The 11988-nt window shown below is 62.1% G+C and carries 16 protein-coding genes and 1 pseudogene; 10 read left to right on the top strand and 7 right to left on the bottom strand.

Features of this window, described 5'->3' with window-relative positions:
- Both hutF and hutC read left to right on the top strand, forming a co-directional pair.
- The coding region (hutF, locus tag ENZ75_RS06755; RefSeq protein ID WP_128277983.1) for a formimidoylglutamate deiminase at nucleotides 1-1043 on the top strand (1043 nt) is incomplete at its 5' end.
- A complete protein-coding gene (gene hutC / locus ENZ75_RS06760; RefSeq protein ID WP_082826433.1) occupies nucleotides 1040-1777 on the top strand; it encodes a histidine utilization repressor in 738 nt (245 codons plus the stop codon). The genes hutF and hutC, both read left to right, overlap by 4 nt.
- 45 nt (nucleotides 1778-1822) lie before the next feature.
- On the opposite strand, the gene ENZ75_RS06765 is transcribed toward hutC, so the two are convergent.
- Nucleotides 1823-2167, bottom strand: coding sequence for a RidA family protein (locus ENZ75_RS06765; protein ID WP_013532306.1), 345 nt, complete (start codon nucleotides 2165-2167; stop codon nucleotides 1823-1825).
- A 226-nt stretch (nucleotides 2168-2393) separates the two neighbouring features.
- Here ENZ75_RS06765 and aztA point away from each other — a divergent pair, with 226 nt between their 5' ends.
- The 4 genes from aztA to ENZ75_RS06785 all read left to right on the top strand — a co-directional run bounded on the left by aztA (nucleotide 2394) and on the right by ENZ75_RS06785 (nucleotide 5533).
- The gene (gene aztA / locus ENZ75_RS06770; RefSeq protein ID WP_063167741.1) at nucleotides 2394-3200 is read left to right on the top strand and encodes a zinc ABC transporter ATP-binding protein AztA; all 807 of its coding nucleotides are present in this window, start codon (nucleotides 2394-2396) and stop codon (nucleotides 3198-3200) included.
- A complete protein-coding gene (gene aztB, locus ENZ75_RS06775) occupies nucleotides 3200-4075 on the top strand; it encodes a zinc ABC transporter permease AztB (RefSeq protein ID WP_013532308.1) in 876 nt (291 codons plus the stop codon). The genes aztA and aztB overlap by 1 nt, the downstream gene beginning before the upstream one ends.
- Nucleotides 4076-4102: 27 nt before the next feature.
- Complete coding sequence (aztC, locus tag ENZ75_RS06780) at nucleotides 4103-5044, top strand: zinc ABC transporter substrate-binding protein AztC (RefSeq protein WP_013532309.1); 942 nt, start codon at nucleotides 4103-4105, stop codon at nucleotides 5042-5044.
- A 150-nt stretch (nucleotides 5045-5194) separates the two neighbouring features.
- Nucleotides 5195-5533 carry a TIGR01244 family sulfur transferase gene (locus ENZ75_RS06785; RefSeq protein ID WP_063167740.1) on the top strand — a complete coding sequence of 113 codons (339 nt, stop codon included), beginning with the start codon at nucleotides 5195-5197 and terminating at the stop codon, nucleotides 5531-5533.
- A gap of 77 nt (nucleotides 5534-5610) precedes the next feature.
- Here the strand turns inward: ENZ75_RS06785 and ENZ75_RS06790 are convergent, their stop codons facing one another.
- A complete protein-coding gene (locus tag ENZ75_RS06790; protein WP_013532311.1) occupies nucleotides 5611-6078 on the bottom strand; it encodes an Lrp/AsnC family transcriptional regulator in 468 nt (155 codons plus the stop codon).
- Between the two features lie 138 nt (nucleotides 6079-6216).
- On the opposite strand from ENZ75_RS06790, the gene hppD reads away from it, so the two are divergent.
- The 3 genes from hppD to ENZ75_RS06805 all read left to right on the top strand — a co-directional run bounded on the left by hppD (nucleotide 6217) and on the right by ENZ75_RS06805 (nucleotide 7982).
- Nucleotides 6217-7329, top strand: coding sequence for a 4-hydroxyphenylpyruvate dioxygenase (hppD, locus tag ENZ75_RS06795; protein WP_063167739.1), 1113 nt, complete (start codon nucleotides 6217-6219; stop codon nucleotides 7327-7329).
- Between the two features lie 62 nt (nucleotides 7330-7391).
- Nucleotides 7392-7619 (top strand): type II toxin-antitoxin system prevent-host-death family antitoxin, encoded by a 228-nt coding sequence (locus tag ENZ75_RS06800; protein ID WP_013532313.1) that lies wholly within the window; start codon nucleotides 7392-7394, stop codon nucleotides 7617-7619.
- A gap of 93 nt (nucleotides 7620-7712) precedes the next feature.
- Entirely contained in the window at nucleotides 7713-7982 is a 270-nt protein-coding gene (locus tag ENZ75_RS06805; RefSeq protein WP_244514291.1) for a type II toxin-antitoxin system VapC family toxin, read from the top strand.
- A gap of 27 nt (nucleotides 7983-8009) precedes the next feature.
- On the opposite strand, the pseudogene ENZ75_RS35000 reads toward ENZ75_RS06805, so the two are convergent.
- The 5 genes and pseudogenes from ENZ75_RS35000 to hmgA form a co-directional block, all read right to left on the bottom strand.
- Nucleotides 8010-8105: pseudogene (locus ENZ75_RS35000) on the bottom strand (damage-inducible protein DinB); the annotation flags it as partial.
- A 4-nt stretch (nucleotides 8106-8109) separates the two neighbouring features.
- On the bottom strand, nucleotides 8110-8397 hold the full coding sequence (locus ENZ75_RS06815) for a hypothetical protein (RefSeq protein WP_063167738.1): 288 nt from the start codon (nucleotides 8395-8397) through the stop codon (nucleotides 8110-8112).
- A 4-nt stretch (nucleotides 8398-8401) separates the two neighbouring features.
- Nucleotides 8402-9415, bottom strand: coding sequence for a fumarylacetoacetate hydrolase family protein (locus ENZ75_RS06820; protein WP_063167737.1), 1014 nt, complete (start codon nucleotides 9413-9415; stop codon nucleotides 8402-8404).
- Nucleotides 9412-10299, bottom strand: a complete 888-nt coding sequence (locus ENZ75_RS06825) for an MBL fold metallo-hydrolase (protein WP_032899759.1) — start codon at nucleotides 10297-10299, stop codon at nucleotides 9412-9414. The genes ENZ75_RS06820 and ENZ75_RS06825 overlap by 4 nt, the downstream gene beginning before the upstream one ends.
- 11 nt (nucleotides 10300-10310) lie before the next feature.
- Entirely contained in the window at nucleotides 10311-11624 is a 1314-nt protein-coding gene (hmgA, locus tag ENZ75_RS06830; protein ID WP_024505602.1) for a homogentisate 1,2-dioxygenase, read from the bottom strand.
- Nucleotides 11625-11711: 87 nt separating this feature from the next.
- Between hmgA and ENZ75_RS06835 the strand changes: the two genes are divergently transcribed.
- A partial coding sequence (locus ENZ75_RS06835; RefSeq protein ID WP_128277985.1) for a helix-turn-helix domain-containing protein occupies nucleotides 11712-11988 on the top strand: 277 nt, incomplete at its 3' end.

Genomic DNA, 11988 nt, shown 5'->3' on the forward strand with positions numbered 1-11988 from the left:
ATGTCGAGATGCTGGAGGCCGGTTTTTCCCGCGTCGGCGAATTTCACTATCTGCATCACGACCGCGATGGAAAACCCTACGCCAACCTCGCCGAGATGGCCGAGCGCATTGCGGCCGCGGCCGGCGAGGCAGGCATCGGCCTGACGCTTTTGCCGGTGTTTTATGCGCACTCGTCTTTCGGCGGTGCCGCACCAAACGAAGGCCAGCGGCGATTCATCAACGATGTGAATCGATTCTCGCGGCTTGTTGAGAAATGCCGCGAATCGGTTCGCGCGTTGGATCAGGCTGTTGTCGGCGTCGCTCCGCACAGCCTTCGCGCCGCGACACCGGAAGAACTGATTGACGTGACTGCCCTGGCGCCGGACGGGCCTATCCACATCCACATTGCCGAGCAGGTGAAAGAAGTCGAGGATTGCCTTGCCTGGTCGGGCGCGCGGCCGGTCGAATTTCTGCTGGCCAATGCCAAAGTCGACAAGCGCTGGTGCCTGATCCACGCCACCCACATGACCGATGCTGAAACCGTTGCCATGGCCAAAAGCGGTGCCATCGCCGGCCTATGCCCGATCACCGAGGCCAATCTCGGTGACGGCACTTTTGCCGCGCCGCTGTTCAGGGAACATGGCGGCCGCTATGGCGTCGGCTCCGATTCCAATGTGCTCATCGGCCTGCCCGACGAGTTGCGCCAGCTCGAATATTCGCAGCGCCTCGCCCACCGCGCCCGCAATGTGCTGGCGGTCGCAGGCGGCTCGACCGGCCGCGCACTGTTCGACGCCGCGCTCGACGGTGGCAGCGTCGCGCTTGGCGCCGGTGCTTCCGCGATCGCCGCCGGCGCATCCGCCGATCTTGTCTCGCTCGATCCCAAAAATCCCTCGCTGGCCGGCAAGAGTGGCGACGCGATCCTCGACGCCTGGATCTTCGCCAATGGCAGCAAGGTCGACTGCGTCTGGGTGCATGGCCGCAAACAGGTCAGCGGCGGCAGGCATGTGAAGCGAGAGGCCATCGCTGAGCGTTTTCGCAACGTGATGACGGCGCTTTCGGCATGAGCATGGCCGGTACAGTGGAGGCGGAAGGCGGCGGCTCGCTGCACCAGCGCATCCTCTCCGACATCAGCGAGAAAATCCTGTCCGGCGCCTGGGCGCCCGGTCATCGCATCCCGTTCGAGCATGAGTTGAGCGTGCAATACAATTGCTCGCGCATGACGGTGAACAAGGCGCTGTCGCAGCTTGCCAAGGCCGGACTGATCGAGCGCCGCCGCCGCTCAGGCAGCTTTGTGCGCCGGCCGCAGTCGCAGGCCGCGGTGCTGGAAATCCACGATATCCGCATCGAGGTCGAAGCGCTCGGCCTGCCCTATCGCTACGAGCGCGTCGCCCGACACAAAAGGCGCAGCAGCGCCGGGGATCGCGCGCTGCTGGAACTCGGCGTGGCCGGACCGGTGCTGGCGCTGGAGTGCGGTCATTTCGCCGGCGAGCGGCCGTTCGCGCATGAACAGCGGCTGATCAATCTCACCGCCGTGCCCGAGGCAGCGGACGAGGAATTCGTGGCCACCGCACCAGGACCATGGCTGATTGGCCGCGTGCCGTGGAGCGAAGCCGAGCACCGGATTCGCGCTGTCGCCGCCGACAGGCATATCGCGGCTGCACTCGATATAGAAACCGGTGCGCCCTGCTTGGTGGTCGAGCGACGGACGTGGAGCGCCGAGCACCCGGTCACCCATGTGCGCTTCACCTACGCGGCCGAGAGCCACACGCTGGTGGCGAGGTTCAGGCCGCAGGGGTGAGGCTGATCTCCCCCCACGTGGGGGGAGATTGGCAGCTTCAACGCCTCAAATCGCAGCGGTAATAATAATCTCGACCAGATATTCCGGGGCGGCGAGCTTTGCTTCGCCGGTGGCGCGGGCTGGCGTGTTGCCCTGCGGCACCCACTTGTCCCATTCCGCGTTCATCTCGGCAAAGGTGCTCATGTCGGCCAGCCAGATGATCGCCTGCAGGATCTTGGTCTTGTCGGAGCCAGCCTTGGCCAGCAATTCGTCGACAGCCGCCAGGATGTCCCTGGTCTGCGAAGCGACATTGCCGGTTGGCTGGCCGACCTGACCAGCCAGATAGACGGTATTGCCATGGATGACGATCTGGCTCATGCGCGGGCCGACATCGATGCGACGAATGCTCATTGGATGGTTCCTTCCTGTGGCGGTTGCGCTTCTTTAGAGTCGCGACCGGCTTGGGGCAAGGTCGCCAGGTCGAATCCCCTTGGGCCAACGGCATATGATACGCACACACGGCAAGTTGACCCTGCCGCCGCAATTCCGCCGGATTGGCTTGTTGACTAATGTAATAACATCACATATCCAATCGGCCGCTGCCAGCAGCCGGATTTCGCCGCCTACGGATCGCAGAATGACAAATACCTGCCTGACATTCCGCGACCTGACGCTTGGCTACGGCAGCCATCCGGCGATCCATCATCTCGACGGCACCATCCGCAAGGGCTCGCTGACCGCTGTGGTCGGCGCCAACGGCTCCGGCAAATCGACGCTGATGAAAGGTATTGTCGGCGTCCTGAAGCCGATGGCCGGCGAGGTTGTCCGCGCACCCGGTGTACGTGCCGCCTATCTGCCGCAGCAATCGGAGCTCGACCGGTCCTTTCCGGCGCGGGTGGTGGATCTGGTTTCGCTCGGCCTGTGGCCACGGCGCGGCCTGCTTGGCCGCTACACTAGGGAAGATCGCGATGACGTCAGCAAGGCGCTGATGGCGGTGGGCCTCGGCGGTTTTGAAAAGCGGCCGATCGACACGCTGTCGGGCGGCCAACTGCAGCGCACGCTGTTTGCCCGTGTCCTGCTGCAGGACGCCGACCTCATCCTGCTCGACGAACCCTTCAACGCCGTCGACGCCAAGACGGTCGGCGACCTCATTGCGCTGATCAAGCACTGGCATGGCGAGGAACGCACCATCATGGTCGTCGTCCACGATCTGGATCTGGTGCGGCAGAATTTCCCCGAAACGCTGCTTCTGGCCCGCCAGCCGATCGCCTGGGGCGAAACCCGGGAAACGCTGAAGCCTGAAAATCTGTTGCGCGCCCGCCGTTTTCACGAGGCCTGGGAAGAAAATGCACCCTGGTGCGAGCCGGGCGAGGACGCTCATGGTCACGATCACCATGGCCACGATCACGATCACCAACATGGCGTCGGACCGAGGGCTGCTTGATGGACATGCTTTACGGCCTAGTCATCGCGCCCTTCGCCGATTTCGCCTTCATGCAGCGGGCGTTGATCGGCTCGCTGATGCTGTCGCTCGGCGCCTGCCCGATCGGCGTCTTCCTTATGCTGCGGCGCATGAGCCTGTCGGGCGACGCCATGGCGCACGCAATCCTGCCCGGTGCAGCCGCCGGCTTCCTGTTCTATGGGCTGGAAATCCTGCCGATGACCATCGGCGGCCTGATCGCCGGCGTCATCGTCGCGCTCGGCGCCGGCGCCGTCTCGCGTTTCACCATCCAGCGCGAAGACGCCTCGATGGCGGCTTTCTACCTGATTTCGCTCGCCATCGGCGTGCTGATGGTGTCGATCCGCGGTTCCAGCGTCGATCTCATGCATGTGCTGTTCGGCACCGTGCTGGCGCTCAATGACGAGGCCCTGACGCTGATCGGCGGCATCGTCGCGGTGACGCTGGTCAGCCTCGCCATCTTCTGGCGGGCGCTGGTCGCCGAATGCCTCGACCCGCTGTTCCTGCGCTCGGTCAGCCGGCTCGGCAGCCCGGTGCATTTCATCTTCCTCGGCCTTGTCGTACTCAACCTCGTCGGCGGCTTCCAGGCGCTCGGCACGCTTCTATCGGTTGGGCTGATGATGCTGCCGGCCGCGGCCGCCCGCTTCTGGACGGTTCGCGTCGAGCCGATGTGCGTGCTGGCCGTACTGATCGGCTTCGCATCCTGCGTCGCCGGGCTGCTTTTGTCCTATCACGCCTCGCTGCCATCCGGCCCGGCCATCATCCTGTCGGCCGGCGTCGTCTATTTCGCCTCGATCCTGTTTGGCACGCGCGGCATCCTGCGCGCGCGCATCATCCATCACCGTCACAGAACGGCCTGATCCCCGCCCCTAGAAGGAGACCCCTCTATGCTGAAATCCATCCATGCCGCCCTGGCGATGAGCGTTATAACATTAACCGCCTTTGGCGCATCGTCGGCCTTCGCGGCCCCGCTGAAAGTGGTCGCCAGCTTCACCGTCATTGCCGATTTCGCCAAAAATGTCGGCGGCGACCGCATCGATGTCACCACCATCGTCGGGCCGGATGGCGATGCCCATGTCTACGAGCCGAGCCCGGCCGATGCGGTGGCCATGGCCAAGGCCGACATCGTGCTGGTCAACGGCCTGCATTTCGAAGGTTTTCTGCAGCGGCTGGTCGATGCCAGTGCCACCAAGGCCTCGATCATCACCTTGACCAAGGGCGTGACGCCGATCGATTTCAAGCCTGAATTCGCCGATGCCGACGCGGCCGAAGGTGCCGGCACCGGCGGCGGCAAGACGGTCACCGATCCCCACGCATTCCAGTCGATTGCCAACGCCAGGATCTATGTGAAGAACATCGCCGAGGCTTTCTGCGCGGCCGATTCGGAAGGCTGCGTCAGCTATCAGACCAATGCCGCCGCCTACACCAAGAAGCTTGATGCGGTCGAAGGTGAAGTGAAAGCGGCAATTGCCTCGATCCCAGAGAGCAAGCGCGTCGTCATCACCTCGCACGACGCCTTCGGCTATTTCGAACATGCATACGGCCTGACCTTCCTCGCCCCGCAAGGGGTCTCGACCGACTCCGAACCATCCGCCGCAGACGTTGCCAAGCTGGTCAATCAGGTGAAGCAGGACAAGGCGGCTGCGATCTTCGTCGAGAACATCACCAACCCGCGCCTGATCGAGCAAATCGCCAGCGAAACCGGCATCAAAGTCGGCGGCACGCTCTATTCGGACGCGCTGTCGCAGCCCGACGGCCCGGCCGCGACCTATATCGACATGATGCACAACAACATCCGTCAGATCAAAGGCGCTATTCTCGGCAGCTGAGTTTGAAGGATTGTCCAGCCGGGCCGCATCGGCCCGGTTGGATTTTCTGGCACGCAATGGCTATTTGGCAGAGAAATCCTTCGGCACGGATTGCCGCCCATGTCGGGGAGTGGCAAGACTGCCACCTGACCAGTTTGCGAGGATGCTGCCATGGAATACCGCGAAATCAGCGAGGACTATTCGGTCTCGGGCCAGATCCAGCCCGAAGACGTCGCCGCCATCAGGGAAGCTGGCTTCAAGAGTGTGATCTGCAACCGGCCCGATGACGAACAGCCGGGCCAGCCTTCTGCCGACACCGTCGGGGCAGCGGTCGAAGCCGCAGGCCTCGCCTTCCGCTACATTCCGGTGATCAGCGGCCAGATCACGGCCGAGAATGTCGAGGATCAGGCCGAAGCGCTCGAGGAACTCGACGGCCCGGTCTTCGCCTATTGCCGTTCCGGCGCCCGCTGCACCAATCTCTATGGACTGATCCAGCAGTCGAAGGGTTGAACGGCCCTTCCGTCATTAGGCTGGCGATCCTTCACACCCCCTCTGGCCTGCCGACGTATCAATGATATCCGCTCAGATTAAATCGGCAGCGCGCCGGTTTCCTTCAGCGTCTCCAGCACGATCGCCGTTTTCACATGCTGCACGGATTCGTGCGGCAGTAGCACGCCGTTGACGAATTCCGACAATGATTTGAGATCCGGCGTCACCACTTTCAGGATGTAGTCCATCTCGCCGGTCAGCGCGTGCGCTTCCTGCACTTCGGGCAGCCGCGCCACCAGTTCGCCGAAGCGCCTTGCATTGTCGCGATTGTGGGTGGCGAGCGTGACCGAAATGACGTTGACCAGGGAAAAACCGAGCTTGTCGCGGTCGAGAACGGCGCGATAGCCCCTGATGAAGCCGTCCTCCTCCAGCCGCTGACGGCGGCGCGAGCATTGCGACGCCGACAGGTTCACCCGCTCCGAAAGATCGTTGTTGGTCAGCCGCGCATCACCCTGCAACAGTGCCATTATCTTGCGGTCGAACTGGTCAATGCGCGCCTCATCCATGGCTTTCCCTTACATCATGCACGCTTCACGCATGACATCATCATTTCAAGCGTTTGAATGCAAGCACCGTGCGCCTCCTCCGCGTTATCATCGTGTCAAATCGCCTTTTCAGGCCAGGCCAGCTTTCGGAGGAATATTATGGGTCCCTTCCCGCACGACGCCCCGCCCGCCAGGATCAGCAAGGACAACCCGGCCGGCACCGATGGGTTCGAGTTCGTCGAATTCGCGCATCCGGAGCCGCAAAAGCTGGCTGAGCTGTTCACCCGCATGGGCTATATCGCGGTGGCCAAGCACCGCACGAAAGACCTCACCATCTGGCGGCAGGGCGACATCAACTATGTCGTCAACGCCGAGCCCGGCTCGCATGCGATGAAATTCGTCGACAGGCACGGCCCCTGCGCGGCTTCGATGGCATGGCGGGTGGTCGATGCCAAACACGCCTTCCACCATGCGGTCGCCAAGGGTGCCACACCTTACGAAGGCGCCGACAAGGCGCTGGACGTGCCGGCGATCGTGGGCATTGGCGGCTCGCTGCTCTATTTCATCGAGACCTACGGCAAGAAGGGTTCGGCCTATGATGCCGAGTTCGAGTGGCTGGGTGCGCGCGACCCGCGGCCGGAAGGCGTCGGCTTCTACTATCTCGATCACCTGACCCACAATGTCTATCGCGGCCAGATGGACAAATGGTGGGATTTCTACCGCAACCTGTTCGGCTTCAAGCAGATCCATTTCTTCGACATCGACGGCAAGATCACCGGCTTGGTCAGCCGCGCCATCACCTCGCCCTGCGGCAAGATCCGCATTCCGCTCAACGAGTCCAAGGACGAGACCAGCCAGATCGCCGAGTACCTGAAGAAGTACAATGGCGAAGGCATCCAGCACATCGCCGTCGGCACCGACGAAATCTACGAGGCCACCGACAGACTGGCCGAGAACGGGCTGAAGTTCATGCCCGGCCCGCCTGAAACCTACTACGACATGTCGTATGACCGCGTGAACGGCCATGACGAACCGATCGAGCGGATGAAGAAGCACGGCATCCTGATCGATGGCGAAGGCGTCGTCGACGGCGGCACGACCAAGATCCTGCTGCAGATATTCTCGAAAACCGTGATCGGGCCGATCTTCTTCGAGTTCATCCAGAGGAAGGGCGACGAAGGTTTTGGCGAAGGCAATTTCCGCGCGCTGTTCGAATCGATCGAGCAGGACCAGATCAAGCGTGGCGTGATCAAGGTTCAGGCGGCGGAATAGCCATCGAACTCACTTGCGGCCCGGCCAATTATGACCTAAATTCTGGTCATAAGAGGTCGTCTATGAATATCCCCATGGCAAAAGCGAAGGCTCAGCTTTCCGAATTGGTGAAACGTGCCCAGGCTGGCGAAGAGATCCATCTGACCAGACATGGAGAGGTTGTCGCAACCTTGAGCGCTCCCGTTCGGGCTGGTGGGAGCAAAGGCTTGCTTGGCGCCCTGAAAGGCCAGATTTGGATATCGGATGATTTTGATGAACTCGGTCCCGAATGGGACGAGTATATTAAATGAGCCGCAGATATCTGGTCGATACCCATATTCTGCTTTGGGTACTCAACGCCGATTCACGTCTTTCGGCGCGATATCTTTCTCACAGGCAAGGATGTGATCGTCAGCGCCGTCTCGGTGGCCGAGATCGCCATCAAGAAATCGCTCGGCAAAGTGACGCTCACAGGCGACATCGTGGACCTCCTGCGATCGAACGGGATTCCGATTCTCGGCGTAAACGAACTACACGCGGCGAGACTTGAACATCTGCCGCTTCACCACCGCGATCCCTTCGACCGCCTGCTTATTGCGCAGACCCAAATTGAAGGCCTGACGTTGATCTCCGCGGATCGGCAATTTTCAGCCTATGACGTCGTATTGGCCTGATCGCCCAAGCCCAGCCGCTTGACCTCTTTCGCCGGGCTGAAGAGACAATACCGCGCGGTAGAGTCGGTCGTTCGACCAGAGATTGTTGCCGGCCATGCTGCGCGGGTAGTCGGGCAGGCTCATCACGTCATCCGGTTGACCGCGACAGATACAAGCCCGCCCACATAACGACAAATCCAGCAAGAACGATCAGCAGCAACCAGTTCATACGCCGACGCATGCTCTGCGTTTCCGCGTCCCGCGCGACGTCCATGTTGGTGATGGTGTGGAACATCATCGCCTTGCGCGGAAAGCCGCTGCGGTTGGTCAGGTCAGGCGAGCGCGCCTCTATGCGATAGCTCAGCCGGATCGCCTGGATGAAGACCGCCAGTATGGCGAGTGCCCAGACACCGGCCAGCAGATAGACCCCCGTCATGCCCTTACCTCTCGTATTTCTCGACCTTCTGTTCGATGGCACCGAAGATCGAATGCCCAGCCTTGTCCTTCATCTCGATGCGCACCGTGTCGCCGAAGCGCAGGAATGGCGTTTTGGGTTCGCCTGACACAATGGTCTCGATCATGCGCAGTTCGGCGATGCAGGAATAGCCGGCGCCGCCGGCCGAGACAGGCTTGCCCGGCCCGCCGTCGAGCTTGTTGGAGACGGTGCCGGAACCGATGATCGTGCCGGCGGCCAATGGCCGTGTCCTTGCTGCATGAACGATCAGCGCCGGAAAGTCGAAGGTCATGTCGATACCGGCATTGGCGCGGCCGAACGGCTTGCCGTTGAGATCGGCAAGCAGCGGCAGGCTGACCTTGCCGCCGTCCCAGGCATCACCCAGTTCGTCCGGCGTCACAGCGACCGGCGAAAACGCCGAGGACGGCTTTGATTGGAAAAAACCGAAACCTTTGGCCAGTTCCGGTCCGGTGAGCGCGCGCAACGTAACGTCGTTGACCAGCATGACCAGTCGGATCGCTGCCTTTGCTTCTTCGAGGCTTGCACCCATCGGCACGTCGTCGACGATGACAGCGACCTCGCCCTCCATGTCGATGCCGAAGGCTTCGTCAGCCGTGCGGATCGGATCACGTGGCGGAATGAAAGAATCCGAGCCGCCCTGGTAGATCAGCGGGTCGGTCCAGAAGCTCGCCGGCATCTCGGCGCCGCGCGCTTTGCGCACCAGCTCGACATGGTTCACGTAAGCCGAGCCATCGGCCCATTGATAGGCACGCGGCAGCGGCGAATGGGCGTCATGTTCGTGGAAGCGCTCCGCCGGCATCGCATTGTTCTCAAGCGATTCCGCTATTGTCGCGAGATGCGGGGCGATGCGCCGCCAGTCGTCGAGCGCCGCCTGCAGCGTGCGAACCAGGAACGAGGCGTCGGTGAAGCGTGTCAGGTCGCGCGAGACGACGACGAGTTTCCCGTCGCGCGTCCCGTCCTTCAATGTGGCAAGCTTCATGCGGTTTCCTCTCCTGCTGCAGCTTTGGCGCTGCTTAAGCCCACAACAAGACCGTCGCGGGCGATCGTCAAGTCGCCGTTCCAAGTTTTCCTGACGGCGGCAGTCCAGTCGGCCTCGCCTATCAAAGAATCGTCGGCCGGAATGAGGTGGTTGAGCACCAATCTCTTCACGCCGGCATCGCTTGCGATGCTGCCGGCCTCTTCGGCAAAGCTGTGGCTGGCGAGCAGATGCTCTCTGAGCCGCGCACCATTGCCGGTCCTGGCCACCAGTCGCTCGATGCCTTCTTCCAGCATGGCTTCGTGGACGAGGATGTCGGCGCCTCGGGCAAAATCGGCGAGCGGCGGATAAAAGGCCGTGTCGCCGGAGAACACCACGCTTTTGGCGCCATGCTCGAAGCGAAGCGCAAAACAATCGGTCACCGGCGGATGCTCGACGCGCAGCGCCGAAACCGTCAAGCCGCCCTGCGCGACCACCTGGCCTTCGCCGAATTCGCTGATCGACACCAGATCGCGAATATCCGGCCGGCCTTCGTCAACGATGCGGATCTCGATGTCGAACTCCATCGCCTGGCAAAAGCGCCGCCAGTAATGACCGGTGCCGGGCGGACCGAACACGCCGACGGGCGTCGCGAGGCCCGCCGTCCAGGCGGTGTGGATCAGCGGCCCCAGTTCAAGCACATGGTCGGAGTGCAGATGCGTGATGAAGATCAGGTCGAGCGACTTCAGGCTGATGCCGGCATCGACCAGACCACGCGTCACGCCAAGGCCGCAGTCGACGACGATGCTGCGGCCGCCGATCTGCAGCAGCGACGAACTCGGCCATGGACCACCCGGCCGCAATGCCGGGCCACCCTTCGAGCCCAAAAGCACCAGCCGATCCGGCATTGGCTCGGTGATCAAGACCAGTCGCCCTCGGGCGTGCCGTTGAAACGCTTCTTCAGGTCGGCCCAGCAGTCGATGTAGTTGTCCTGCCGGGTTTCGAGCTCGGCGCCGTAGCGGGTCAGCATCTGCGGAAATCGGGTCTCGAACATGAAGGCCATGGTGTTGTCGAGCTTGACCGGTTTCAGCTCCGCGCGCGAGGCCTTTTCAAAGCCAGGCGCATCCGGCCCATGGGCCAGCATCAGATTGTGCAGGCTGATGCCGCCAGGCACGAAACCTTCTTCCTTGGCGTCGTACTGGCCGTGGATCAGGCCCATGAACTCGCTCATGATGTTGCGGTGGTACCAGGGCGGCCGGAAGGTATCTTCGGCCACCAGCCAGCGCGGCGGGAAGATGACGAAGTCGATGTTGGCCGTGCCCTCCTCGCCGCTTGGTGCCGTTAACACGGTGAAGATCGACGGATCGGGATGGTCGAACAAAAGCGCTCCGACCGGTGAAAAGGTCGCCAGATCATATTTGTAGGGCGCATAGTTGCCGTGCCAGGCAACGACATCGAGCGGCGAATGGCCGATCTCGGTGACATGGAAATTGCCGCACCATTTCACGATCAGCCGGCACGGCGTTTCCTTCTCCTCGAACCAGGCGCAAGGCGTCTTGAAATCGCGTGGGTTGGCCAGGCAATTGGCGCCGATCGGGCCGCGATCGGGCAGCGTCAACTTGGCGCCGTAGTTCTCGCAGACGTAGCCGCGCACTTCGGCGTCGACCAGCTCGACCTTGAAGACCAGACCGCGTGGCAGCACGGCGATCTCGCCGGGCCGCAGCTCAATGACGCCCATCTCGGTGACGAAGCGCAATGCGCCGACTTGCGGCACGACCAGCAACTCGCCGTCGGCATTGAAAAAATGATCGTCCGCCATCGAGGTGTTGGCGACATAGACATGCGCCGCCATGCCGGTCTGCCCGAGCACGTCGCCAGCGGTTGTGATGCTGCGCATACCGGCGATGAAATCGGTCGGCTCCTTCGGCATCGGCACCGGGTTCCAGCGATACTGGCCGAGCGCCAGTTCATGATCGCCGACATTGGGCGCACTCTTCCACAAGGGATAGCTCGCCGCCTTGAAGCGGCCGGTGTGCTTGACGCTCGGCCGGATGCGGTAGAGCCAGGACCGCTCATTGGTGCCGCGCGGCGCGGTGAAGGGCGAGCCTGAAAGCTGCTCGGCATAGAGGCCGTAGGCCGGCCGCTGCGGCGAATTCCGTCCCTGCGGCAACGAGCCGGGCAGCGTCTCGGTCTCAAAATCGTTGCCGAAGCCCGGCATATAGGAAAAGGCCATTGCTTCCTCCCGGAATGGATCTCAATTGACCAAACTGGTTTCATTTGTAACCATCGAAAATGTAACCATCAATGGCGGCTTTGAAAAATGGCGATCAGGAGCGAAGCGTCCGACGCGGCTGAAATTCTCAATCTGGAAAACTTCCTGCCCTACCGGCTCTACCGGCTTGCCGACGCCGTCAGCCGCGAATTTTCGAGGATATACAAGGACAGCCATGGCCTGACGCGGCCGGAATGGCGCACCCTTTCGGGGCTGGGGCAGCATGGAACGATGACTGCGACCGAACTCGGCGAGCAATCGGCTATGCACAAGACCAAGGTTTCACGCGCCGTGGCTGAACTCGAGCGGCGGCGCTGGTTGATGC

The sequence above is a fragment of the Mesorhizobium sp. M7A.F.Ca.CA.002.04.1.1 genome, from assembly GCF_004022805.1.
Taxonomy (GTDB): Bacteria; Pseudomonadota; Alphaproteobacteria; order Rhizobiales; family Rhizobiaceae; genus Mesorhizobium; species Mesorhizobium ciceri.